Raw genomic sequence first — 24,592 nt, forward strand, 5'->3', positions numbered from 1 at the left:
AGCGTAGCTTCTAAGCGCGACGAATTGCGTATGTTGCCGGTCTGTTGCCAACCGTTTCTGCATGAACCCTGCTCCGCTCTCCGGCCTGTACGCGCCCTCGCTTAGCCTCGTTACCGATTTGTATCAGCTCACCATGGCGTATGGCTACTGGAAAAAAGGGCTGCAAGACCGCGAGGCGGTTTTTCATCTTTACTTCCGCAAGCCACCATTTAGCGGCGGTTACGCCGTGTGTGCCGGCTTAGCGTACGCCGCCGATTGGCTTCAAAACCTAGGTTTTTCGGAGGATGATATTACGTACCTAGCTGGCTTAAAAGGCTCGAAGGGCACGCCGATGTTTGAGCAAGGCTTCCTCGACTACCTGCGCGACCTGAAATTCACTTGCGACGTCGACGCTATTGCGGAAGGCACGGTCGTGTTTGCCAATGAACCCCTAGTGCGGGTGCAAGGCCCGCTCATTCAGGCGCAGCTAGTCGAGACGGCCCTGCTCACGCTCATCAACTTTCAAACGCTGATTGCGACCAAAACCGCCCGCATCCGCGAGGCCGCCGGCTCCGACCAAGTGTTGGAGTTTGGCTTGCGCCGAGCCCAAGGGTTTGACGGTGGCTTGTCAGCCAGCCGCGCGGCCTACCTAGGTGGCGCCGATGCTACCTCTAATGTGCTAGCGGGTCAGCGTTTCGGCATCCCCGTGAAGGGCACCCACGCCCACAGTTGGGTCATGTCATTTGAGGACGAGGAAGAGGCCTTCACTGCTTACGCAGAAGCCTTCCCCGACGATTCCGTATTTCTCGTGGATACGTACGACACCCTAGAGGGCGTGCGCCACGCCATTGCAGTAGCGCGTCAAATGCGCGAGCGAGGCCACGAGCTAGCCGGCATCCGCCTCGACTCGGGTGACCTAGCTTATCTCAGCCGCGAAGCACGCGCGTTGCTAGACGAAGCCGGTTTCCCCAAAACGCGCATCGTCGCCAGCAACGACCTCGACGAAAGCCTCATTACCAGCCTCAAGCTTCAGGGTGCCCGCATCGATACGTGGGGCGTGGGTACCAAGCTCGTGACGGCCTACGACCAGCCGGCGCTCGGAGGCGTGTACAAGCTAGCTGCCCTGCGTCATGCCGACGACAATGGCTGGGACTTCACCGTCAAAATTTCGGAGCAACTCGCCAAAACGAGCATCCCCGGCATCCTGCAAGTGCGCCGCTTCGAAACCGAGAAAGGCCAGGCCCGCGCCGACATGCTCTACAACATCGCCGAGCCGCTCCCAGAAAACCTCACCATCATTGACCCACTTGACCCCACGCGCCGGCGCCCCGTACGCTCTACCACCTTCCGGGAGCTACTAGAGCCGGTATTCCGCCAAGGCAAGCTCATCATGACGCTACCTAGCTTGCAAGAAAGCCGCGAGCGAGTGCAGCGCGAAATCAACTCGCTCGACCCTAGCATTCGCCGCTTCCTGAATCCGCACACGTATCCTGTGGGTTTGGAAGAAGGCTTGAATACGTTCCGCACAAACCTGATTTTGGAGAAGCGCCCACAGCGGCCAGCGTAGAGCGAGATTTTATGTGTTGAACTTTGCCCAGAGCCTAGGCAACAGTGTGGGTAGCTGTTCTTCCGTCCAGTCTTCTCCTTTCGTTATCGAGCCAAAGTCATAACTCAAACCACGTTCACTCGCAGCATTCCTAGGAAAGCTGTTGTTATCGTCATCGTCTTCCTGCTGGCCGGTGCGCTGTTCATATGTCTGGGTGGCAACATAGAGCAGAGGTTCAAAGTCTAGGTATTCAACGTCATCTTCAACCAGGTCAGCTAGTACATCTGGATTACGCAGGGCTTCTGTGAACGTGCTTTCACCTTGCCCAATTAGCCAGCAACGGAAATACAGATAAGGATCGTCGGTTACCCAGCCTTCAATAATTTTTTGCGCGGCCATCATCGTAAAGTCATCTGCCTCTATCAGGTACTCTCTCATTATACACTCAAATTCTATTATCTCCTCGGGTGTATACTTTTCGAGACGACTAATTAGCATGGCTTCCTGAAGGTCTTGGTCGCCTGCAGAATCTTTGTGAGTTGAGTCTATTAACCGCCAGAATTCTTTCTTATCCATTCCCATTGCTTATACTATTTGATAGGTATGCCAAAACGTTGTACTCTATCAGCCAAAGCTTATGCCGCTTTGCAAGGAGACTGCCGATACTTTTGATACCCGTTCGTTGTTATACCAGCAACTCACTAGCTGCTAGCTTTTCAGCTTCCAGCGGCTCAACTACCTCCTTTCCATGTCTACCCTACAATTCAAAACCAGCATCAACTGCGCTAACTGCCTGCGCGCCGTAACACCTTTCCTCGACGCCGAAGCTAGCATCGACAAGTGGAACGTCGACACCAACAATCCAAACAAGATCCTGACTGTGGAGGGCGAGAACCCTATTCCTGAGCTGATCATGAAAGCGGTTTCGCAAGCCGGATTTGATATAGAGCCGGCTCAGGCTTAACCTAGCTCATAAAGAAAAAGCGTCTGTCGTCCCGGAGGATGACAGACGCTTTTCGTTTCGTGCGCTTGATACCTACTCGTAGCTCAATTCGCCAGCCCCCACCTTTAGCCGAATGCCCGACTCGGCGGTGATGCGGCCCGCTACTTGCGCCTGGTAGCCACCTTCTTGCAGCTTCGCCACAACAGCATCTGCGGCGGCTTCGTCGGTTACGAGCAGCATGCCGTTGCCCATGTTCCAATAGAGGTACGCGTCGGCAGGCGTGATGCCAGCTAGCTCGGTGAGGCGCTGCATGGCGGGCAGCGGCTCGAACAGGTTATCTAATTCTGCCCCTACGCCGTTTTTCAACACACGTTTGAAGTTATCGGCAATGCCTCCGCCGGTGATGTGCGCGGCGGCATGCAGCGGCAAACCTGCATCGAGTACGCCGGTTACGCCGGGCGAGTAAATGAGCGACGGCGCGAGCAGCGCTTCGCCCCAGGTGTGACCCATTTCGGTGGCATCGGCGCCGTCGTAGCTAGCTTGGTGCCACGCATCGCCGAAGAGGTTTTGCAACGTGCGGCGCGCCAGCGAGAAGCCATTGGAACGGAACGATGGCGAACGGAGCGCAACCACCGCTTGGCCCGCTTGCACGGTTGCGCCGCTGAGCGGTTTCTCCAAGCTAGGGTGCAAGCTGCCAATAGCCGTCGAGCACCAGTTGAAGTTCATGCGCGCCCCGTGCCAGCCACCAATGCGGTTACCTAGCTCCGCTATTTCACCGCCGGTAATGGCAATACCCGAGAAGTTGCAGGCGTCGTGCAGACCATGCATCAGCTCGTCAATGACGCCGTAGTCGAGCGTGTTCACGTCGATGATGTTGGAGAGGTTGGTAGGCACGAAGCCCCCCACGATGAGGTCGTCGGCGGTCATGGCCACTAGGTCATAGCCTAGGGTGTCGTACTTGCCCACGCGCTCGGCCACTTCGATTTTGGTGCCAATACCGTCGGAGCTGATACCAAGACGGGCGTTACCGAAGCGGATTTCGTTTGCGAAGCCGCCGTCGAGGTCCTGCGCTGGCTCACCAGGCTTACCGGCACGGTTAGCGAAGGTTTTCTTGGACCAAGCGTAGGCATTACGCGAACATTCGTTGCCGAGGTCGATGTCGTAGCCGGCGGGTTTTTCTGAGGAGGACATGCAAAAAAGAACTAGTAGTTAAGCACTAGGAGCTAGGAGAGAACGGCAAGAAGCTAAGAGTGTAAGACACTTACGTCAGTAAAAAGGACTTCTAGCTCCTAGCTTCCGACTCTTAGCTTCTTTACTTAGTGTTCCGTGGCAGCAGGAGCCTTGGCGCTTACCGACGTAGTAGCCTCTGCACGGTTTTTCTTGCCGCGGTGGCTTTGGCGCTCCTCCTGAATATGGCGCAGGTAACGGCTCACGTCGCCCGTTGGGTACTTGCCCGAGAAGCAAGCAAAGCAGCTACCACCGTGGCCCCGATCTTCACTGAAAAGCTCCTGCAAATCTTCCAGCGACTGATAGATCACGCGGTCGGCCTCAATGTAGCGGCAGATTTCTTCTTCCGTGTGGTTAGCCGCAATCAACTCCGTGCTCATGGCCATATCGATTCCGTAGATGCACGGGCTCACGATGGGTGGTGCCGACGAGATGAAGTATACCTCCTTGGCCCCGGCCTCGCGCAAGATGCGCACGATGCGGCGCGAGGTAGTGCCCCGCACAATGCTGTCGTCGACCACGGCAATCTTCTTGCCTTCCACAAACGCCCGGATAGGGTTGAGTTTTTTCTTCACCACATCTTCCCGGCCCGCCTGGCTGCTCACGATAAACGAGCGGCCCATGTGGTTATTTTTCACGAGAGCACGCCGGTACGGGACGCCAATGGCTTCGGCCAGGCCGGAGGCAGCAAAGTAGCCCGACGAAGGCACGTCAATTACCATATCAGGCTCCAGACCCGCTTCCATCACTCTGCGCGCCAGTAGCTTACCTAGGCGCACCCGTTCGCGGGCCACCAACCGACCGTGGATGGTCGAGTCTTCGCGGGCGAAGTAGATATGCTCGAATACGCAGAAGGCTTTCGGCAGATTGTACGGGTTCTTGTAGTGAACCTGGAAGTTCTTATCAATGAACACCGCCTGTCCCGGCCCCACGTTCTTGATAAACTCGAAACCTAGGTAGTCGAAGCACGTGGACTCGGAGGAAAACGCGTAGATCGGGCCGTCAGGCGTATCGCGGCGGCCGAGTACTAGTGGGCGAATACCCAAGGGGTCGTTGAAGGCCAGTAGGCCGTGCCCGGCAATCATGGTGATGGTCGCGTAAGCTCCTTTTACCAACTCTTGCGTCGTCTCAACGGCATCAAAAATATCGATTACCGAGAGGTGGTCGAGGTCTTTGATGCGTAGCTCCGAGGCGAAGGTGTACATGATCAGCTCCAGGTCGTTGCTCGTTTTGGGCAATACGTGGTACTTATCATGCAGACGCTTGGCCGCGTCGCGGAAGTTGATGACGTTGCCGTTGTGCACCATGGCTAGGCCAAACGGGTAGCTCGTGGTGAAGGGCTGGGCTAGGTCGGCATCGTTGGAGCCCTGCGTGGTGTAGCGCGCGTGGCCAATTCCGATGTTTCCTTTTAGCTTCTTTACATGCTTGGGCTTGAACACATCGTTGATGAGTCCGTTGCCTTTGTGCAAGTGGAAGTTACCGTTGAAGGTGGCAATGCCGGCAGCATCCTGCCCACGGTGTTGTAGGGCGGTGAGGCCGAACACGATATCGTGGACGACGTCATCAGGACCGTAGAAACCAACAATTCCGCACATATCAGTTATCAGTTGCCGGTTGCCAGTTCTCCGCTACAGGTACCTGGTGGCCGGGAGTTGTTTGAGAAGGAAGCTGACCCGTTATCAGACGGGCCAAAGTGTCGGCGTATAGTTCGTGCTCCACGGCTAGGCCGCGTCGCTCTACTTCCGCCAGGGTATTCGCACCGCGCAAATCAACGGGACGCTGGGCCAGCACCGGACCGGTGTCGAGACCTTCATCCACGAGATGAACGGTTATTTTGGTTTCGGGCAATTGGTTTTCAAAAGCCCACTCGTACGCGTGTAAGCCTTGGTGCTGGTGTGTATCGGCCGGATGAATATTGAGAATCCGCCCAGCAAACGCCCGAATGAAGACAGAAGACAAGATACGCATATACCCGGCGAGTATCAGGTAATCAGGCTGATAGCCCCGCAATAATTCGACCACCTCTGCATCAAACTCCGCCCGCTTGCGCCCTTGCGACGACAAGCTAGCCGTAGGGCAACCTAGGCTCGCCGCCGTGGCAAGGCCCGGCGCCTCCGGATGGTTGCTGAACACCACGGCCACCTCCGCAAGTTCGCGCAGCACGCCATTTTGTACGGCGTTGACCAAAGCCACCATGTTGGAGCCCCGGCCCGACAGCAGAATAGCCAGGCGCTGCTTGCGACTTACGGGAGCATTAGTAGGCATTGGCAAGGCTAGGTGTTGGCCGACGGCCAATGTCCGTGCGGTAGTACATGTCTTGGAAAGAAACCACGGCGCACTCGTCGTACACGTGCTGGATAGCCGCTTCTAGGCTGGTGCCATGCGCCGCCAGCACCATCACGCGTCCGCCGTTCGTTACCAACTGGCCGTCTTGGTGCCGTGTGGCCCCATGATACACCAGCGTAGCTGGGTGCAGCTCATTTAAGCCTTTGATGGTAAAGCCCGTCGGGAAACCCGACGCTGGGTACCCACCCGAAGCTAGCACCACCCCCACGAAATAGCCGGGCTTTTGCCGAACTACTGTTTGGTTGAGGGTACCATCTAAGGTTGCTTCAATCAACTCTAACAGGCTGCTCGCCATAGCCGGTAACAGCACTTCCGCTTCCGGGTCACCGAGACGGACGTTGTATTCCAGCAGCTTCGGCCCGTTTGGCGTGAGCATAATACCGAAGTAGATGAACCCTTTGAAGTCAAAAGGCTCATTCTGAAGGCCACGCAGGGTAGGATCTACGATGTTGGTGCGGATGGCAGCCAGCACGTTGTCGTCAGCGAAGGGCACGGGGCAGTAGGCGCCCATGCCACCGGTGTTCGGGCCTAGGTCGCCGGCCAGCAGCTGCTTGTGATCCTGCGAAGGCGCTAGCAGCCGAATCGCTACACTATCAGTAATGCCGATGATGCTGATTTCAGGTCCCGTGAGCTTTTCTTCCAGTAGAAACGAAAACCAGCCGGTGTGCTGGGCCTGTAAGTCGCGCAAGGCCTCTTCCGCTTCCTCCACCGACGAGCAGACGTACACGCCTTTGCCCGCCGCTAAGCCGTCGTACTTCACCACTACGTGCCCACCTAGCTCGGTGGCTTTGGCTTGCGCCTCTTCCATTTGGTCGCTGCGGTACTGCCAGGCTTGCGCCGTAGCTACGCCGTGCCGACGCATAAATTCCTTCGACCAAATCTTGGAGCTCTCTAATATGGCTCCTTGCTTATCGGGCCCAAACACTTTAATGTCGGAGCCGGCGAAGAAATCGACAACACCAGCCGCCAGCGGTGCTTCTGGCCCCACGACGATCAGCTTCACGTCGTTGGCTTCGCAAAACTGCTGAATGGCTGGGAAGTCGGTGGCGCTGATGCTAGGGTTGCTGCCTGGAATGCCCGCGTTGCCGGGTAGCACGTGCACGGTGCCGCCGTCGCGCGTCAGCTTGCAAGCTAGGGCGTGTTCGCGGGCACCAGAGCCTAGGAGGACGATATTTTTGGTAATGGTCAATGTTTTGTTTTAATAAGTCAGCAAGCAACAACTGTGTTAGTCATAGAAAGAAAAGGCTTCCGCATCGCCGCCTACCTCTACGATTTTCCAGTTGCGGAACTGGATACCAAACCCGTGTTCTATTTCCCATTCGCACTCGAACCCAAGCCCAAATCGGCCTTCTTCTGAGTCTTCCGGTAAATAGATCCTTTGAAGTTGATAGAATGGTAACAATGCCGCAGCGTCTGCTGCAAAAGGAATTTCTACTTTCTCGCCATAGATGCGTTTGAATTCTCTACTCACATTTTGATAGTGTTCAAATGCAGTGCTGGCAACGATCTGTTCTAAGTCCGGGAGTCGTTGCAGTAAGATTTCTGTAGCGGCTTCGGCCTCAGAAGTGAGTTCTGTCATGTCGCCGTACTCACCAAAAGAGATGCTCACAGGCTCTTTTCTACGAAGAAAGTCTAACAGCACAGTGGCCGTTAGTCCTTCGAATTCACTAAAGCGCAGTGTCTCTTTCCAGTTAAGCATCTTAACTACACTTAGATCTAAATGGCTTGGGCGACGTTATCGGAGCGAACGGCGGCTAGCTGGGCGTGCCGCTCTGCATAGTTACTGACGAGTTCAGGTTCATGGCTAGCTCGGCGTCATCAAGCCAGCACGCACCAGATTGCCCACGAGGCGAGCGGTTACGTCACCGTCAGGTGTCAGTTCAGAACTGGCCGGGAGCGGGCTGCCTACGATTCGCTCGTAGATATCGAGGTAGCGGCGGCTAGCTTCGGCCGAAACTTCCGGCGTAAGGGCGCGAGGGTATTTGCCGTCTTGCTTGTTGGCAATCAGCCACTGCCGCACGTACTCCTTGTCCATCTGCTCGGCCGTCTCGGGGTTCTTGGCGTAGTCTTCGGCCGACCAAAAGCGGGACGAATCCGGTGTGTGGATTTCGTCAATCAGGATCAGCTCGCCGTTGAGCAGGCCAAACTCATACTTGGTGTCTACCAGGATGATGCCTTTCTCCTTCAGCAGGTCCGAGCCTACTTTGAAGAGGGCTAGGGCTTTCTCAGCCATTTGGTCGTACAGCTCTTGGCTTACCCAACCTTCGCTCACCAGGTTTTCGGGCGTGATTTCGCGGTCCGATTCCTCTTTGGTGGTGGGCGTCAGGATGAATTCAGGGAAGGGCTGGTGCTTGGTCATCCCATCGGGCACGGTTACGCCGGAGAAGGTGCGTTGCCCGGCTTGGTAGCCGCGCCACATCGAGCCGGTGAGGTAAGCCCGCACCACCATTTCCACTCGAATCGGCTCGGCTTCTTTCACCAGCATGGCGTTGGCATCCACCAACTCAATCACATGGTTGGGGATGATGTGCTTGGTTTTCTCAAACCAGAAATTAGCTAAGCCATTGAGCACGGCACCTTTGTAAGCTATCGGCGTTTCCAGCACCGAGTCGAAAGCCGACAGACGGTCGGTCACGACGATGAGACGCTCGCCGTTGGGGGCGCGAAGCGAATCGCGCACTTTGCCTCGGTGCAGAAGCTGGAGCTGAGGGGTGTCGAACTGGTTGAGGGTGTTCATAGGGGCGGTAGTCAGTCGGAGTTGTGCCGGCGGGTTACAGGGGTGTTACGATAAAAACTGACTTGCTTCTTGGGGTACAGCTTCGGCGCGCTGGCCTTGCACGTGCTCCACGATGTTGCGGAACAGCTTTAGGCCGTCGCCTTCCTCGCTGATGCCACGGTTTAGGCGTTTGCGCCGAGCCCAATCGGGGTGGTTGTACAAGGAAAGGAACGCCTCCGGGTGCGGCATCAGTCCGAATACCTGGCCGGTTGGGTCGGTCAGGCCGGCGCAGTTCAGGTCGGCACCGTTGGGGTTGTGCGGGTACACGTCGGTGGGCGAGTCGTCGTAGCCGATGTAAGTGAGGCAGTTCAGGGCTTTGTCTTGAATCTGGGCTAGGGTGTCGGCGCCCGAGATAACCAAGCGGCCTTCGCCGTGGCGCACCGGCACTTCCATCGTGTCGATGCCTTTCAGGAAGGGCGTATGCGCGTTCGGGTTTACCTTCAGGCGCACCCAACGGTCTTCGTAACGACCTGAGGCGTTGTGCGTGAGCGTCACTTCGGGCGTCACATTGCCGCTCAAATTTGGGAGCAGACCTAGCTTCACGAGTACCTGGAAGCCGTTGCAAATGCCCATCACGAACTTGCCATTGGCGATGAACTCCTTGATGTCGTCGAGCAGGGTGCGGCCACTAGGCGTTTGACGGTAGCGCAGCTTATTGGCCAGCACCACGCCCGAACCTAGGTCGTCGCCGAAGCTGAAGCCGCCGGGGAAGTTCAGAATGTCGTAATCGTGGATGCTGACGTGACCGAGCAGCACCTGGTTCAGGTGCACGATCGTCGCCTCAGCGCCCGCCAAGCGGTAGGCCGCCGCGAATTCCTCTTCGCAGTTGATGCCGAAACCTGTTAAAATGAGTGCTTGCACCATAGTTTCCGAAGCGCTAAGCTAGGCTTGTGCGCTGTTTGTACGTTTTAGCCTAGACCTCCCGTTGAGCTTTCGTTCGTGTTGCGCAAAGCATCATGCCCCAAGCCAATCACTTGGTTCACTGGGCCATTGCTCCACGTGTGCCGCAGGTCAGCAGTAGCGGCCGAAATAACTGTCTGCCCGGCTTGCTTCACCGTCAGCTGGCCATCAGCCGTTACCACACCGAGGCGGGTAGCCCGAGCGCCGAAGTGTTGCTCAAACGCCACCACATCTTCCGGCGCTACTGTGGCCACGAAGCGCGAATGCGACTCCGAGAACAGTTGCGTCGCTAGGCTCAATTCGCCTTTCAGCTCCACCTCAGCCCCGAAACCGTAACCAAACGTAGCCTCCGCTAGCGCCACGGCTAGGCCGCCGTCGCTTAGGTCGTGGCACGATTGGATGAGGGCTTGGTCGTTGGCTTGACCGATGAGGGTGTAGAGTTCCTTGGCTTGCTCGAAACGCACTTGGGGCACATTGGCACCTAGCTCGCCGAACAGCTGGTAGAACTCAGAGCCACCTAGCTCGTCGTAGGTTTCGCCCAGCAGATACACCACATCGTCGGCTTGCTTGAAGTCGGAGGTAATGGTGTGGCGCACGTCCTCAATCTTGGCGGTCATGGAATACAGCACCGTGGGGGGCACCGATATTTTCACGCCGTCGGCCTTGAAGTCGTTCTTCATGCTGTCCTTGCCGCTGGTGAGCGGAATGCAGTAAGCGGCCGTAGCGTCGCGCAGGGCTTCGCACATGCGCACCAGCTTGGCTAGCTTCTGCTTACCATCGGGGTTGCTAGCAGCGTCATACACCGAGTCAGGAACGCAGAAGTTGTCGTTCACCGACCAGAAGATATTGTCGCCAGGGGCTAGGTTCGGCAGCTTCCCTCCCACCGAAATGATCTGTCGCACCGCCTCATCAAAAGCGCCGGCTGACATGTGGTAGGCATCTAGGTCGCCGAAGCGGGGCAGAATGCCGTTGCTCACGGCCACGCCTTCCCAGCTCTCGAAGTTGAAGCGCACCACGGCGGCATCTTGCGGCGCCTGTCCGGTTGCGCCCATCAACGGCTTGATGATCGTGCGGCCTTTCACCTCGTGGTCGTACTGGCGAATGACCGACTCGCGGGAGCAAATATTCAGGCTGCCGAGCAGACGCGTTAGCACGTCGGTGTAGTCGAGGTCAGCAGCCAGTTGCGGCTCTTGCGCTTGTGGCGCTTGCCACTCGGCTTCGAGCGTTTTGCGCGGCACGCCGTCGTGGAGGAAATCCATGTTCAGGTGAGCCACCGGTGCGCCGTCGAAACGTACGTCGAGGAAGCCGTCTGCGGTGAAGTAGCCGATGTCGGTCAGTTCCACTTCCATCTCGCGACCTAGGGCTAGCAGCTCTTCAAGCTTGCTCGGCTCCACGGCCAACGAAAAGCGCTCTTGCGACTCCGAAACAAAGATTTCCCACGGCCGCAGCCCTGGGTATTTGAGCGGTACTTTCTCCAGCTCTACTACGGCGCCGCCGCTGATGGTAGCTAGCTCGCCGATAGACGACGACAAGCCGCCCGCGCCATTGTCGGTGCTGCACTTAATGAGGCCGCGGCGCGTGGCAATCATCAGGAAGTCCATGGCTAGCTTCTGCGTAATCGGCGAACCGATCTGCACGGCCGTAGCCGGTGAGGTTTCGTCAAGCTCAATGGAAGAAAACGTGGCGCCGTGGATGCCATCTTTGCCCACCCGGCCCCCAGCCATGATGATACGGTCCTCAGCGTCAATCTTCTTTTCCCACGAGTCTAGTCCGGCCAGTTGCATGGGCATCACGGCGCCGGTGCCACAGTACACCAGCGGCTTGCCGGCGTAGCGGTCATCGAAAATGATGGCGCCGTTCACCGTCGGGATACCCGACTTGTTACCGCCGTCTTCAATACCCTTGCGCACCCCTTCGAAGATGCGGCGCGGGTGCAACTGGTTCGTGAGCAGCGTGCCATTGAACTCGGGGTTGCCGAAACACAGCACGTTCGTATTAAATAGGAGTTGCGCGCCGCCGATGCCGGTAGCCAGCGGGTCGCGGTTATTGCCTAGGATGCCGGTAATGGCCCCGCCGTATGGGTCGATGGCGGAAGGCGAGTTGTGCGTCTCGACCTTCCACACAAACAACGACTCAGGGTTGATGCGCACGGCGCCCGCGTTGTCGCTGAACACCTTGATCAACCAGTCGTTGCCGTTGGCGCGGAGTTGGCGGTCAACTTCGGCGGTGGCGTTCTTAATGTAAGTCTTAAACAAGGAGTCAATTTCCTTCTCCTCGCCCGTACCTAGGTCCTTGTACTTGATAACGGCGCTGAACTCCTTGTGCTTGCAGTGCTCCGACCACGTCTGCGCCACGATTTCCAACTCACAGTCAGTCGGGTCGATGGGCAGGCCGGCGGCTTGACGCTCTTGCTGCGTTTCGGGCGCGGCATAGTAGGCACGCACCGCCTGCATTTCCTCTAGGTTCAGCGCGTACAGATTTTCTTTCGAGAGCTGCACAAGCGCCTCATCGGAAAGGCCCGTCAGCGACACTAGATTCGTAATAGACTCGGCCCCACCACCCGGGCGCGGCGTGTAGTCGCGGATCTGGGAAATGGGGCCGACTTCGAATCGGTTGATCAGCTTGTTGCCTAGCAGTTCCTCGGCGAGGCGGCGCAGACTACTTTCCGGCAGTTCTTGCTCCAGAAAGTACAGGCGCTTACTAAAGATATGCTGGGTGTGCGTGTCGAGCGGCTGGTTGAGGAAGTCGCCTAGGGCGTTCTGCGCCGATATGCCCTCGTCGTCGGTTACGCCGGGCAGTTTAGCCACCAGAATGTAACTCTTGAACGCGGGTTCGTGTCGTAGTTCATCCAAGGCTACGTCGTGTAGCACAGGGTCTTGGAGGCAGCGCGTGGCAAAATCGTGCAGCTGTTGGTCCGTGACGGGGTAGCGCACTGAGTACACGGCCGTGCTTTGCACCCGGCCGGTGCGCAGACCCAAATGGCGGCGAGCCGCCTCAGCTACTCGCTGGCCTTCCCCGTCGTGAACGCCGGGTTTGAGCAGTAGCTGAATAGAACGAAGTATGTTTTCCAAAAGGAAAAGATGTAAGGTTTGCTATTTCCCAGCTCGTTTCCCACTCCTTATATATATATGGCGCGGGAACAGGACCAAGAATGCCTTGCCTAACCGACAAGCTAGGTAGGTTTAAGAAAACGCTTTCTCCGGCCGACTGCCGGGTTTCACCACCGGAATACCTGCCCGACACAGCGGGCAATCATCGGGTGCGTAGGTGGCCGCCGTGACCGGCAGCAGTGCAAAGTTCGGAAAACTTAGCTCAGCTTTCCCACCCGTGCGGTCAATTAAACTTGCAACGGCCAAAATTTCCGCCCCGAGGCTCGTCAGCAACCGCGCTACTTCGTTGGTACTCTTGCCCGTAGTCACCACGTCTTCGGCAATAATAATTCGCTCGCCGGGCTGCACCGTGAAGCCACGGCGTAGGGTCATCTGCCCCGTATCGTCGCGTTCGGTGAAGATGCCGGGCACGCCGAGCTGCCGAGCTAGCTCATACCCAATCACGACGCCACCCATGGCTGGGCCCACCACCGTATCGGGCTGCAAGCCGGCTTCGCGGATCTGCGCGGCCAGCGTAGCGGCTGCCGGAGCAGCTAGGTCGGGGCGACGCAGGAAGCGGGCACACTGCACGTAAGTATCGGAGTGCAGACCAGAAGAAAGGCGGAAATGCCCGCGTAGCAGGGCGTCTTCCTGCACCAGTTGGCTTTCCAAAGAATTTGCTTCGACTTGAGAGTTAGGCATTGATGACGGCAGGACGATACGAATTGATTTGTTGCTGTAGTTCGCGGGCGGCAGCACCGGCATCAGCCGCCTGCCAAATAGCCCGCGAAGAATTGATAAGAACACCGAGCCCATCAGGCCGCAATCCAGCTTGGAGTGTAGAAGCTAGGTCGCCGCCTTGGGCCCCGATGCCGGGTATCAGGAACCACTGGTCGGGGCAGGCTTGACGCACGCGGGCAAGGGCCTCGGGGTTCGTAGCGCCTACTACCAGCCCAATGTTGTGGTGCTGATTGTCTAGCTCCTTGGCCACACCGGCGGCTAGGTCGCTGAGGTAGCCGCCACGGGTCAGGGCCACGTCTTGCAAGGAATGGGTTGGTTTGTTGGAGGTCTTCGCCAAAACGAACACCATCTTGCCCGGCTGAGCAAACGGTACGATGGCATCGTCGCCCATGTACGGGTTCACCGTTACGGCATCCGCTCCTACCACTTCGTAGGCAAAGCGGGCGTAGTGCTCGGCCGTATTGGCGATGTCGCCGAACTTACCATCCAAAATCACGGGTATATCCTTCGGCACCCGATCAATCACAATGCGCAGCAAGTTCACGCCATCGGGCCGCGACAGGAAAAAAGCTAGGTTGGGCTTGAAAGCCGCTACGTACGGGGCTGTTTGGTCGATTACTTCGTGCAGGCGCGCTAGCACCTGGTCGTCCGCTCCGATGGGGTCCAAGCCCACACAAACCAAGGAGTCGGCTTGCTGAACACGTTGAATGAGTTTTTCCATAGAACTTGGGTGGTAAGCAAAACCTAGGTTTTGCGTGTCGCTGGGCGACAGTTAACAGAGTTACTCAAGCGGCGCGAAGGCCGTACTTCTGAATTTACAACTTTACTGCGCTAGGCTTTAAGTGAGCGCACTCCGAGGCGAGGCGAGCCGACAAGCCGGGCTCCAGCCATTCGCCGCTGGCAATTTGCACCGCGCTGGCACCTACCCGCAGGTAATCGGTAACATGCCCCGCCGTGAAGATACCGCCCGTCCCAAAAATAGGCAAGGCCACCCGTTCGTCGTGGGCTAGCTCGTACACGCAGCGAAGCGCCACCGGCCGCAGCGCCTCTCCCGATAAGCCGCCTGCTAGTACATCGCCCGTAGCATCGTCGGGTAGGTGCAAGGCTTTTAGGGTGTTGGTGGCAGCCAGCGCCGAAGCACCGCCTTCTTGGGCACCGATAGCTAGGCTGCGGATATGCTCCGGCCACGGGGGCAGTTTCACGACCACCGCGGCATCGCGACCTAGCTCGTTGCGCACGGCCTGCGTCGCTTCCCGCACGAACTTGGCGTTCAATTCGTAGCCTTTGCTTGTGTCGTGGGTGGTGATGTAAACTTCCACCCCGGCAATTTGGTCGCCGGCTTCACGCTTCAGGAAGCGCGCGATTTTGCGAAACCCCGGAATGCCGGGCGCCGTGATGCTCACTAACACTGGTACGCCGTAGCGGCACAGGTTTGGCAAATGCTCATTCACCAATATCTCTGCGCTTTCGGTGCGCATGTTAGTGGCGTTCAGCAGCGTTTGGTCGGCTACTTGCCAAATACCTTCTTCGTAGAGCCCCGGCTTGGGCTCCATGGTAACGGTGCGCGTGAAGATGGCGCCCAATTGCTCATACCCCGTCCCATCAAGCTGCCACGACGCGGCTGCCAGGCAGATGGGGTTCTGTAAAATGCGTGTTCCCAGTTGCATAGCGTAAACAGTTTGAATTTCTAACCCTAGCCTTTGTTCTCTCTCGTCTAAAGACTAGGTGAGTAGGGATGAAATGACACTCTCTTAAAAAGCAAGAACGCCCGGCTTTCACTGGGCGCTTTTGTAGTCAGCAACTTAGAGGATGCCCGTGTTTTCGCAGGCACCCGTTACCCCTACGATGCGGGGCATGTTGTGGATAGCCACAAAACTTTCCGCTTCCACGTGCTTGCGAGCACCGCGGAACATGGCACCCCATCCTTTGATGATGGTCATGCGGCAAGGATTCGCGCTTAGGTCCACATTACGAACAGCAGCGAGAGCAGCAACCAAAATTTGTTGAGCGAGTCTGGCGTTGTCTTGCATCATATCGGTTGGGTTGGCCTGGTGATAAATGAAGATTGAAAGCACTAGGAACTCGCCGCGACCGATTCGGCCGGACACAAAAAAACCGCTACGGAACCCGAAGCGGTAAACGGAACAGAAGCCGAAAAAACAGAAGAACCAACGGGGAAAAAGACCTTCCGGTCTTCTCGCAAGACAGTGTTTCTCAACGCCCCGCGCTTCATTGCATGTTGGTTAATTAGCTGAAGCATGGCGCAAAGGTACTGACTAATTTACAATTCGGTAACATGGGGTGTTAATTTTATGTTAGCGAATCGTCAATCCGGTTTGGCAGCCTATTTGTTGTTGTCAATTAGTAGCGTTGAGCGTTCTATAACATATATTACTGATTGCTAAATAATTGCATAAGTCAAGAGAATTAATAAAGGCGTTATGTTATACACCTTATCATAATTAATTTGCAGACTACGCTAGCTATATTATACATCATGAAATATATCCCATAAGAATAGTACATAAAATCAACGTCCACACACTATCACACAGTACCTACTATTCTTTTATATCCTATCTAAATTAATATATTCTTCTACTAGTGACCGATATCAAGCGCTTCTTATTTATTATAAAAAGCATAACGCACTTGTTAATAGTCAATAAAGTACCACTAGTAATTTCGTTTCGTTTAGCTCAGAGCCAAACACCACATTAACAGGCGTATGAAGAAAGTAGTACTAGGATTCTTATTTGGCGGCTTATTAGCACTAACGGCCCCAGCTCATGGCCAGAGCGAACCAGTAGCGTCTATTGAATCTATCGAGCAGGTCAGCAACGACAATACAACAGCCACTTTGTACTTACGGGCGCTTGACTGGGCTGAAAATCATTTCACCAAACTGCCGAAAACTGCTTTCAAACCGGATGCTAGCGCACATGAAGTACGCGTAACTGGTACAAGCAAGGTTACGCCAGTAACTGTAAGTGGCAAGGAGCAACCGATGGTGGTTTACTTTGATTTTATTTTCAAGACTACTTCACAAGGATACGATTACCGAGTCACCAACTTCAAAATAGTAACCACAACCGGCAAAACAGTAGAGACAAAGTCTTTGGAAGAATATATCACTCAACTCACTGCCGATCACAATGACCCGAAGACGCACAATGCACGACGGGTGACAGCGCAAGCTAACTCTCTAGCTAGTGAAGTTGCCCTCAGCTTTCGCTCTTATATGAACAATACCCCCGTTACAGAAGAGGGTACTGTCGGTCTTCCAGCAACCGAGCATTAGTCGAATCAGCCTTATTGCTTGCTCAGGTCTGCCTCTCTTTCCAACCTAGGTATAATGCGAAAAGCCCCGTTGACCTGCACAACGGGGCTTTCTCATTCACAAAGGATAAACACGTAGGATAGCTATAGATAAGTTTAGTTGCTAGTTAGAAGTAGTCGCTGGGTAGCTAAGTGTTGGCCGGCAGCATCGAGCAGAACAACGTGATACAAACCAGCGGAAAGCTTGGTGGTGGGCAGGGTAAATTCTCCTACTGACACTGGGTATTGTCTCACTACCTGTCCGTTTGCACTGTATACCATCACTACTTGTCCGTGTGCTTGCGTTACTGGCAGCCGTAGTTGTACAGGCTGCGCTGTTGTGGCCGGATTTGGATATAGGTCGATTTTAGCTGATACGGGTACTTTTCCCCATATCACGGCTACTACAGGCGAGAGAGTTTCTCGGCCATCCACATCTACTTGTCGCAAACGGTAATAGCTCGTTGCGTTCGTCGAAGCTGCTTCCGTATCCCGGAAGCTGTAGGCTTGCCCATTAGTGTTATTGCCAGCACCTGCTACTCGCCCAATCGGGGTAAAACTTGAGCTAGCGGTAGTAGCTCGCTCTATTACGAAATAATCGTTATCGCGCTCCGAAGCTGTTGCCCAAGTCAACTGCACGGCAGTACCTACGATTTTGCCTTTGAACGATAGCAACTCGACTGGCAATGGAGCAGCTGGAGCGGCTAAGTTTGTAGGAAAGCCGATACGAGCATCTTCGGCAAAGGCTTGATAGATCTGCGTTCTTTCGGCTAGTGAAGCAACATTGCTCAGTTGGATTTCTACCCAATCGAAATCCTGGGTTGTAAGGAAAGAGACTTCGCTTTTCCCATTATTCAGCAGACCTAGGTCCAGTAAAGCAGCGCCACTAGCCGTTTCAACCAACTTACTGCCGTCAGCACCAGCATAAGTTTTTAGCGTAATATTCTTTAGTAAATCATTGTTAAGTAACCCATTACCATAATTCAGTACCATTCCAGCACGGTTGCCCGCTTTACCCGAAGCATACTGATTGTTTAGCTTCAGTTTTAAGCTTGTTGTTCCTCCTATATTCAGGAGAGAGTTTATCTCGGCGTAATTGTCATTCAGATTATCAACGGCCAGGCCAGGGTTAATTACGTCTTTAGGGGAACAGTTTACGCATAGTACAGTGGTACTTCCGGTTTCAAATTTCCCAGCAGGGTCCTCAAACTTCGATAGCACCGGCGTGTCGTCGCGGAATGCCCGCTGCTCAATGCCAAAGCCATAATACACGTTCAGGTTAGATAGGGCTTTCACCAAATCGGTTTGTTGCAGTTCGACTCGATCGAAGGGCTTGGTAGCGGGGAAGCTAATCTGGTACTTGCCATCTGGCAGCACGTTAACCTCTAATAGGTTCCCATTTAATGAGCTCTCCTGTGCTACGTTACCTAGGTACGTTGTAATCTTAAGCGACTTAAGCACATTGAGGTCTAACAAGCCTCCATTTCCAACTACGAAGCCAGCTTGGTAATTAGTACCAGCAGGGCTAGCTAGGCGAGTATTCAAGGTAGCTGGGCAAGCCACTCCAGCTAGACTACCGAAAGTAGCATAGTTGTCTAGCGTATTATCGACGGCTCTTTCTGGATTTAGCACTCCTGAGTTTACGCAGACCTCCAGTGTGCTAGAGTTCCGGCTTTGGGTGCTGTAGTCAGTCGAAAGTGGCGCAGCTATCTTGGTCAGCACACCGTTGTATTGTAGAGTCGAGTTGTTGTCCCGAAATCCGAAAGCGTAATAAAGCCGGAATTGCGTAGCCACTGTGAGTAGACCCACAAACTCAATTTCCATTTCTTGAAATGGCTGAGTTGCAATAAACTCCATGCGGCTCGGATCATTACCAAACGCCTGAGCCCGTACCAAGCTGCTATTCGTAACATATTGTTTGACTGCCGCGCTTCCACTTCCCCCCTGATCATAAGTTCTAACAACGAAACCATTGAGGACGGAAAGGTCAATAAGACTTTTGTTGTTGTTGCTCAGTACAAATCCGGCCCGCGAACCAGTTGGCACAATGCTCGAAAGCTGTACCCTTACCTTAGTAGAAGCGCCTGCAGCGGATGGATATAGTGTAGTATAATCGCCTTTATCAAGGGTAGCTAGCGCAGCTGCATTCTCGAAACCATCGCTACAGAAGATAGCACCGCACTTTCTTTCATCTACACTCACTACCTTTGTGGCGTAGATAACGTCAGGGTTTTGAGCGCTAGTTTTGTAATTACAAAACAGAAGGATCAACAGACAGGTGAGGTGACGCAAGGTCACTAAGTAGAAGCGGGCGGGGCAAGACATTAGGATCAAACGTATTTTACATTGGAAAACTATTTTCTGGCATAAGTACAATTGCCTTACCACATGCAAAAAATCAACTTATATGTTTTAATATCAAGATGTTATAATTACACCACGTCATAAAAACCATCCCATTCTTGGACTATCAGTGCTATTTTGGGAAAGTTTGGTAAGCCAGTTTTTCCCTCTTATACTCGCATAGAAACGCTCTTCTTTTACGCCTTCTCACACCCTATTGCTTACTCTCAGCAGAAGTAGTACTATTCTGCGAGGCGGCACTCCGCCAGCTCTCGTAGTTACCTGAATAGGATATCTTCTACTGGCTTGTTGTTATTGTATGACTAATTATTTACCTATCACTATATTCATCGTCGAGGATAACCCTTGGTACGGTGAATTGCTGGAGTACAAACTAGCTCAGAACCCAGATTACACCATTCGGCGTTTCACAACGGCGAAAGAGTGCTTAGCCAACCTAGGGGATCAGCCTGATCTGATTACGCTTGACTATTCCCTCCCTGATGGTAAAGGCGACCAGGTTTTCCGGCAGATTAAAGAGCGATTGCCAGAAGTTGCAGTTATCATTATTTCTGGTCAGGAAGATATTACCACCGCCATTGGCTTATTGCGGCAAGGGGCCTACGACTACCTGGTTAAGGATGAGGAGACAGCTGACCGGCTCTGGAACGCCGTCGGAAACGTTCGTAAGCAGCTAGCCTTACGCCAAGAGAATGCTCGTTTACGTGAGCAAATCGGCCGTAAATACGACCCAAAACACGCTATTCTGGGTAACAGCCCGCAAATGCGGCACTTGGCTTCTCTAATCGAGAAAGCAGCACGCACCAATATCACTGTTTCAATAAGCGGAGAGACTGGCACTGGGAAAGAATTGGTGGCCAAAGCAATCCACTTCCAATCGGAGCGGCGCGACTATGCTTTTGTAGCTGTTAACGTAGCCGCTATTCCGCGCGAGTTATTGGAGAGCGAGCTTTTTGGCCATGAAAAGGGTGCTTTTACAGGGGCCGTCAACCGGCGAATTGGCCGGTTTGAGGAAGCCCATAAAGGTACGCTCTTCTTAGATGAAATTGCTGAGCTTGATTTGAGCCTCCAGGCTAAACTGTTGCGTGTGATACAAGAACGCGAAGTTAGTCGTGTAGGCGGTACTGCGCCTGTGCCGTTCGATGCCCGCCTGATGGTCGCAACGCACCGGGATTTAGCACAGGAAGTACAGCAAGGGCGATTCCGCGAAGATTTGTATTACAGGCTATTAGGCTTGCCCATTATACTCCCCCCCCTGCGTGAGCGCGGGCATGATGTGCTACTGCTTGCAGAGTCTTTTCTACAAGATTTTTGCGCGCAGAATAACCTGGTGGCTTGCAAGCTAGCAGACGAGTCGAAGAAACTCTTACTCCAGTATCCCTTTCCCGGTAACATCCGCGAACTGAAAGCGGTAGTTGAATTAGCTGCGGTACTGACGGAGGGTGATGTTATTTACCCGCAGAGCCTTTCATTACGAAGGCAGAATACTGCGGCTACTCCTAACGGCACTGAAGATACGCCACAGGATGAGTCGCTTCGGGCACAAACCGCGAATATTGTCCAGCGTTACCTCGATGCGCACAAGGGAAATATCTTACAAGTAGCGGCCAAGTTGCAGATCGGCAAGTCCACTATTTACCGTATGGTACAAAACAACGAGGTCCGCATTCGCTGATCATCCAGTCTTCCGTACCACGAGATGAGTTCTATCGCTATACGACATCTGCAGAGGCAACTGCAATGGGCACGCCGAGCGCAAGCAGCGGCGAAAGATGAGCTACGCGGGCTACGCGAACAAATACATGAGCAGAATGTAGCGGCGGCTCGTCAGGCATCGGCCTTGTTCCAGACGATGAGTACAGCCGTGATAGCACTTACGCAGCACTACACTGTAGCGCTGGTAAACGAACGTTTGTGCAGCTTATTTGGCTTAACTGAGCGCCCAGAACGCTACGTAGGCGAACCGTACAACGCGCTTTTTGACCAAACAACTATTAAATTCTGTGATGCCCGGAAAGTGCGGGCGCAGCTACAATCTGCCGTTTATAATCAAACCAGAATGACTGGGATGATTGCCACGCTCTCGGACGGCAAAGTGCTGCAGTGTGACTACTTGCCGGTTGTACAAGACGGACAAACAACGCTGCACTTATGGAGCTTTGAGAACGTAACGCAGCAGCAGCAAACGCAACAACGGGTTCAGGAGCTTTCGCGTTTAGCCGAGCAAAGCCCTTATCCAATCGTTCATTTCAACCGAACTGGGCAAGCACTATACGCCAACCCAGCCGCCGAGAGTGTTCTGGCCGACCTAGCTGACCCAGCGGAGGCGGCTTGTCAAGAACATTTGCTGCGGGAAATAGCGCAGGCCTTAGCCGATCGGCAGCCACGCACCTCAGAGCGCCAATTAGCAAGCCGCTTTTATCTCTGGACGGTTGTACCGCTGCAAGAAAGTGCGAACGTGTACCTAACGGATATTACTGCACGGCGAAACGCGGAGGCAGACTTACTGCGCAGCCAACTATTTGTCGCTCGCATCAATGATACTGTTCCAATTCTGGTACTCTTGTACGACCTAGAGGAGCAGCGTATTACTTATGCCAATCAGCAATGTTATCATCTGCTTGGCTACTCGGAGTCTGAGCTAATGGCAATGGACTCTGTTGCCCTAGTGCAACTCGTGGTGGTGGAAGACCGTCATCTGCTGCCTCAACAATCTGTTGAGCTAACGCACCTTTCGGACAGTCAGATAGTGACGGTGGAGTACCGGCTCCGGCACCGCGACGGGACGCACAAATGGTTTCGCTCTATGAGCACTGTGTTCACTCGCCATCCGGATGGCCGGGTGAAACAAATTGTAGCTAGTGCCCAAGATATAACCCAGCAGCGTACTACCGAGCTAGCCTTGCGCCAGAGTCGTTTGTTTGTAGAGCGGATTGCCAACACGGCACCCAACATGATCTACATCTACGACCTGAATACGTTCAGCATGGTGTACAGCAACCGACAAGCCTATAGTCTGTTTGGCTACACGGAAAACGAGCTTCAGCGAATGGGCCCGAGCATGCTGGCGCAGTTGTTTCCGGCGTCGGAGGTACGACGAATTGAGCGGCACATGCGGGAGCTGCACAAGCTAGCCGACGGCGAGATTCTCACTATTGAAGTTTATATCATCCACCGGAGTGGCTTTGTGCGGTGGATACGATTGACGCATTCTCCGTTTGAACGCGATGACCATGGCGTGGTACAGCAAGTAATTGGGGTTGCAGAGGATATAACTAAGTGGAAAACGGCCGACGAACAGCGCCGCGCCGCCAACCGGCGCTTAGCGGAACAAAACCACCTGTTTCGGCAGGTGATTGACACAACGCCTCACTTAGTTTATCTGAAGGATGAACAAGGCAACTATTTGCTCGCCAACCGCGCCACTGCGGATCTATTTGGTTTGACTACGGCCGAAATTATCCGAACGAATCCGTCGCAGCTTCCTATCGATCCGGAGCAGGCCGCCCATCACTTGCAATATGACCGGCAGGTGATTACAACAGGCGACGAGGTGGTGCGCGAGGAAAGCTTCACTCGTCCCAATGGGGAAGTGATGTGGTTTTATAGCATTAGGAGGCCCTTTGAGCTAGCCGATGGAACGGTTCAGGTACTCGGTGTTTCCAGCAACATCACTGAGCTAAAGCAGGCCCAGACGGCACTACAAGAAGCAAAGGAAGCTGCTGAGGAAAATGCGAATGCCAAGCAGGCTTTTTTGGCCAATATGAGCCACGAAATTCGCACGCCCATGAACGGGGTGTTAGGCCTAGCTTCGCTCTTAGCCAAAACAACTCTCAACGAACAGCAAAGCCAATACCTCGACCATATTCGCCATTCCGCCGAGAACTTGTTGGTAGTCATCAATGATATCTTGGCGATGGCACAACTCGGCGCAGGTAAAATTCAGCCGGAAGCAACGCAGTTCGACCTACGGGAGGTGCTGCAAGCTAGCTTACACTCGCTACAACCCCGTGCTACCGAGAAAGGAATTAGCCTCCAATTAGAAGAGCCTCCTGCGCACGTACCAACATTGGTGATAGGAGACCCTTACCGGCTACGACAGATTTTGCTCAACTTGCTCAGCAATGCCGTCAAATTCACCAATGAAGGCGCCGTGTGGCTTACTAGCCGCTTACTGACCGAATCGGAAGAGGAAATGCACTTTGAGTTCAGCGTGCGGGATACGGGCATTGGCATTCCGGCGCATCAACTCAAAAATGTATTTGAAGCCTTCACACAAGCTTCCGAGAGCACCGCTCGTGAATATGGCGGCTCCGGTCTGGGCTTAAGTATCTCGCGTGGCTTAGTAGAACTGCTAGGTGGCGCGATTACAGCAGAAAGCACCCCGAATGAAGGGAGTACCTTCCGCTTCAATTTGCCCTTCGCTCGTGCTTCGGCTGATGCGCCGCCCGCGGCCTCTTCTTTGCCGGAGCCGCACTACCAAAGCCTAGGGGCCCGTCGCGTCCTTCTCACCGAGGATAACCGCATCAACCAGATGCTGGTAGAAGTAATCCTTCGGAACTGGGGCTTGCAGGTGGATACCGCCAGTACCGGACAAGAGGCCATTGCCTTATTTCAGCAACACAGCTACGACGTTGTGCTTATGGATATCCAGATGCCAGGGCTAGATGGGGTTGCAACGACTAACCTACTGCGCCAGCACCCCGACCCCGAACGGGCCGCTACGCCAGTCATTGCTCTTACGGCCCATGCGATGCCCGGCGAAAACGAGCGGTACCGCGCAGCGGGCCTAGACGGCTATTTGTCCAAGCCATTCCGCGAAGAAGAACTGTTCCGGGTTATTGCAACGGCCTTGCACGAGCGTCCGCCAGTGATACAACCTCAAGCCGACGCGCCAATGCAGGAACCAACAGAACCTTTGTACGACTTAAGTAGCGTTCGTCGCTTGACGCACAATAACGAAGCGTTTGTGCGACGGTTGGTAACACTTTTCATCCAAACTACGCCGCCCTGTGTGCTGGATCTGGAGAGGCATCTGGCCAGCAAGCAATGGGAAGCGCTAAGTGCTGCTGCTCATCATCTGAAAAGCTCCCTCGACGGCCTGCAGATCCGACCGCTTCACGATACTATTCGTCAGCTAGAGGCGTGCAAATCGGTTCCCGCTGACCTAGCAACCGTAGAGAATAACGTAGCAAAAATCCGAGAGGTCACTTCGCAAGTAATTACTCAGTTGCAGGAGGAGTTTCCGAGCTAAGTAGGTGTGGCTTGGTGCGTGTACCTACGAATAAGCGTCTGTTTTTGGAAAAGAACATAATTATACTAAACTCATTTGCTCTTTCCAGAGTTAATCTATCAAAGTAGTC

Annotated in this window: 19 protein-coding genes; 5 read left to right on the forward strand and 14 right to left on the reverse strand. The window is 54.4% G+C overall.

What is annotated here, in order from left to right:
- The first annotated feature begins 61 nt into the window (after positions 1-61).
- Positions 62-1,546, forward strand: coding sequence for a nicotinate phosphoribosyltransferase (locus tag BXP70_RS00635; protein ID WP_086592084.1), 1,485 nt, complete (start codon positions 62-64; stop codon positions 1,544-1,546).
- A 9-nt stretch (positions 1,547-1,555) separates the two neighbouring features.
- Here BXP70_RS00635 and BXP70_RS00640 read toward each other — a convergent pair whose 3' ends face one another.
- Complete coding sequence (locus BXP70_RS00640; protein WP_179197535.1) at positions 1,556-2,101, reverse strand: DUF4240 domain-containing protein; 546 nt, start codon at positions 2,099-2,101, stop codon at positions 1,556-1,558.
- Between the two features lie 172 nt (positions 2,102-2,273).
- On the opposite strand from BXP70_RS00640, the gene BXP70_RS00645 reads away from it, so the two are divergent.
- Positions 2,274-2,489 carry a heavy-metal-associated domain-containing protein gene (locus BXP70_RS00645; RefSeq protein ID WP_086592086.1) on the forward strand — a complete coding sequence of 72 codons (216 nt, stop codon included), beginning with the start codon at positions 2,274-2,276 and terminating at the stop codon, positions 2,487-2,489.
- 72 nt (positions 2,490-2,561) lie between these two features.
- Here BXP70_RS00645 and BXP70_RS00650 read toward each other — a convergent pair whose 3' ends face one another.
- The 12 genes from BXP70_RS00650 to BXP70_RS00705 all read right to left on the reverse strand — a co-directional run bounded on the left by BXP70_RS00650 (position 2,562) and on the right by BXP70_RS00705 (position 15,655).
- Complete coding sequence (locus tag BXP70_RS00650) at positions 2,562-3,659, reverse strand: AIR synthase-related protein (RefSeq protein ID WP_086592087.1); 1,098 nt, start codon at positions 3,657-3,659, stop codon at positions 2,562-2,564.
- A gap of 125 nt (positions 3,660-3,784) precedes the next feature.
- Positions 3,785-5,290, reverse strand: a complete 1,506-nt coding sequence (gene purF / locus BXP70_RS00655; protein ID WP_086592088.1) for an amidophosphoribosyltransferase — start codon at positions 5,288-5,290, stop codon at positions 3,785-3,787.
- Position 5,291: 1 nt separating this feature from the next.
- Positions 5,292-5,960 carry a phosphoribosylglycinamide formyltransferase gene (gene purN, locus BXP70_RS00660; protein ID WP_086592089.1) on the reverse strand — a complete coding sequence of 223 codons (669 nt, stop codon included), beginning with the start codon at positions 5,958-5,960 and terminating at the stop codon, positions 5,292-5,294.
- Positions 5,950-7,230 carry a phosphoribosylamine--glycine ligase gene (gene purD / locus BXP70_RS00665; RefSeq protein WP_218779718.1) on the reverse strand — a complete coding sequence of 427 codons (1,281 nt, stop codon included), beginning with the start codon at positions 7,228-7,230 and terminating at the stop codon, positions 5,950-5,952. The genes purN and purD overlap by 11 nt, the downstream gene beginning before the upstream one ends.
- Before the next feature lie 36 nt (positions 7,231-7,266).
- Positions 7,267-7,740: a DUF6985 domain-containing protein gene (locus BXP70_RS00670; protein WP_086592090.1), complete on the reverse strand. Its 474-nt coding sequence runs from the start codon at positions 7,738-7,740 to the stop codon at positions 7,267-7,269.
- Positions 7,741-7,845: 105 nt separating this feature from the next.
- Positions 7,846-8,778, reverse strand: coding sequence for a phosphoribosylaminoimidazolesuccinocarboxamide synthase (gene purC, locus BXP70_RS00675; protein ID WP_086592091.1), 933 nt, complete (start codon positions 8,776-8,778; stop codon positions 7,846-7,848).
- 45 nt (positions 8,779-8,823) lie between these two features.
- Positions 8,824-9,681, reverse strand: a complete 858-nt coding sequence (locus BXP70_RS00680; RefSeq protein WP_086592092.1) for a phosphoribosylformylglycinamidine synthase subunit PurQ — start codon at positions 9,679-9,681, stop codon at positions 8,824-8,826.
- A gap of 44 nt (positions 9,682-9,725) precedes the next feature.
- Entirely contained in the window at positions 9,726-12,788 is a 3,063-nt protein-coding gene (locus BXP70_RS00685) for a phosphoribosylformylglycinamidine synthase subunit PurL (RefSeq protein WP_086592093.1), read from the reverse strand.
- 111 nt (positions 12,789-12,899) lie between these two features.
- Entirely contained in the window at positions 12,900-13,508 is a 609-nt protein-coding gene (gene pyrE / locus BXP70_RS00690; RefSeq protein WP_086592094.1) for an orotate phosphoribosyltransferase, read from the reverse strand.
- Entirely contained in the window at positions 13,501-14,268 is a 768-nt protein-coding gene (pyrF, locus tag BXP70_RS00695) for an orotidine-5'-phosphate decarboxylase (protein ID WP_086592095.1), read from the reverse strand. The genes pyrE and pyrF overlap by 8 nt, the downstream gene beginning before the upstream one ends.
- Before the next feature lie 94 nt (positions 14,269-14,362).
- Positions 14,363-15,214 carry a dihydroorotate dehydrogenase gene (locus BXP70_RS00700; RefSeq protein ID WP_086592096.1) on the reverse strand — a complete coding sequence of 284 codons (852 nt, stop codon included), beginning with the start codon at positions 15,212-15,214 and terminating at the stop codon, positions 14,363-14,365.
- Between the two features lie 135 nt (positions 15,215-15,349).
- Entirely contained in the window at positions 15,350-15,655 is a 306-nt protein-coding gene (locus BXP70_RS00705; protein ID WP_086592097.1) for a hypothetical protein, read from the reverse strand.
- 620 nt (positions 15,656-16,275) lie between these two features.
- Here BXP70_RS00705 and BXP70_RS00710 point away from each other — a divergent pair.
- On the forward strand, positions 16,276-16,848 hold the full coding sequence (locus BXP70_RS00710) for a DUF4468 domain-containing protein (RefSeq protein ID WP_086592098.1): 573 nt from the start codon (positions 16,276-16,278) through the stop codon (positions 16,846-16,848).
- 134 nt (positions 16,849-16,982) lie between these two features.
- On the opposite strand, the gene BXP70_RS00715 is transcribed toward BXP70_RS00710, so the two are convergent.
- Positions 16,983-18,689, reverse strand: coding sequence for a T9SS type A sorting domain-containing protein (locus BXP70_RS00715; RefSeq protein ID WP_179197536.1), 1,707 nt, complete (start codon positions 18,687-18,689; stop codon positions 16,983-16,985).
- Positions 18,690-19,527: 838 nt separating this feature from the next.
- On the opposite strand from BXP70_RS00715, the gene BXP70_RS00720 reads away from it, so the two are divergent.
- Positions 19,528-20,904 carry a sigma-54-dependent transcriptional regulator gene (locus tag BXP70_RS00720; protein WP_086592100.1) on the forward strand — a complete coding sequence of 459 codons (1,377 nt, stop codon included), beginning with the start codon at positions 19,528-19,530 and terminating at the stop codon, positions 20,902-20,904.
- Positions 20,905-20,928: 24 nt separating this feature from the next.
- Positions 20,929-24,483 (forward strand): PAS domain S-box protein, encoded by a 3,555-nt coding sequence (locus BXP70_RS00725; RefSeq protein ID WP_086592101.1) that lies wholly within the window; start codon positions 20,929-20,931, stop codon positions 24,481-24,483.
- Positions 24,484-24,592: the final 109 nt, after the last annotated feature.

Source organism: Hymenobacter crusticola (assembly GCF_002154225.1).
GTDB lineage: Bacteria > Bacteroidota > Bacteroidia > Cytophagales > Hymenobacteraceae > Hymenobacter > Hymenobacter crusticola.

Bases quoted from the DNA above. Each gene is read 5' to 3' on its own strand.
- BXP70_RS00635 (WP_086592084.1), top strand. From the start codon at position 62: ATGAACCCTGCTCCGCTCTCCGGCCTGTACGCGCCCTCGCTTAGCCTC.
- BXP70_RS00640 (WP_179197535.1), bottom strand. From the start codon at position 2,101: ATGGATAAGAAAGAATTCTGGCGGTTAATAGACTCAACTCACAAAGAT.
- BXP70_RS00645 (WP_086592086.1), top strand. From the start codon at position 2,274: ATGTCTACCCTACAATTCAAAACCAGCATCAACTGCGCTAACTGCCTG.
- BXP70_RS00650 (WP_086592087.1), bottom strand. From the start codon at position 3,659: ATGTCCTCCTCAGAAAAACCCGCCGGCTACGACATCGACCTCGGCAAC.
- purF (WP_086592088.1), bottom strand. From the start codon at position 5,290: ATGTGCGGAATTGTTGGTTTCTACGGTCCTGATGACGTCGTCCACGAT.
- purN (WP_086592089.1), bottom strand. From the start codon at position 5,960: ATGCCTACTAATGCTCCCGTAAGTCGCAAGCAGCGCCTGGCTATTCTG.
- BXP70_RS00670 (WP_086592090.1), bottom strand. From the start codon at position 7,740: ATGCTTAACTGGAAAGAGACACTGCGCTTTAGTGAATTCGAAGGACTA.
- purC (WP_086592091.1), bottom strand. From the start codon at position 8,778: ATGAACACCCTCAACCAGTTCGACACCCCTCAGCTCCAGCTTCTGCAC.
- BXP70_RS00680 (WP_086592092.1), bottom strand. From the start codon at position 9,681: ATGGTGCAAGCACTCATTTTAACAGGTTTCGGCATCAACTGCGAAGAG.
- pyrE (WP_086592094.1), bottom strand. From the start codon at position 13,508: ATGCCTAACTCTCAAGTCGAAGCAAATTCTTTGGAAAGCCAACTGGTG.
- pyrF (WP_086592095.1), bottom strand. From the start codon at position 14,268: ATGGAAAAACTCATTCAACGTGTTCAGCAAGCCGACTCCTTGGTTTGT.
- BXP70_RS00700 (WP_086592096.1), bottom strand. From the start codon at position 15,214: ATGCAACTGGGAACACGCATTTTACAGAACCCCATCTGCCTGGCAGCC.
- BXP70_RS00710 (WP_086592098.1), top strand. From the start codon at position 16,276: ATGAAGAAAGTAGTACTAGGATTCTTATTTGGCGGCTTATTAGCACTA.
- BXP70_RS00715 (WP_179197536.1), bottom strand. From the start codon at position 18,689: ATGGAAATTGAGTTTGTGGGTCTACTCACAGTGGCTACGCAATTCCGG.
- BXP70_RS00720 (WP_086592100.1), top strand. From the start codon at position 19,528: ATGACTAATTATTTACCTATCACTATATTCATCGTCGAGGATAACCCT.
- BXP70_RS00725 (WP_086592101.1), top strand. From the start codon at position 20,929: ATGAGTTCTATCGCTATACGACATCTGCAGAGGCAACTGCAATGGGCA.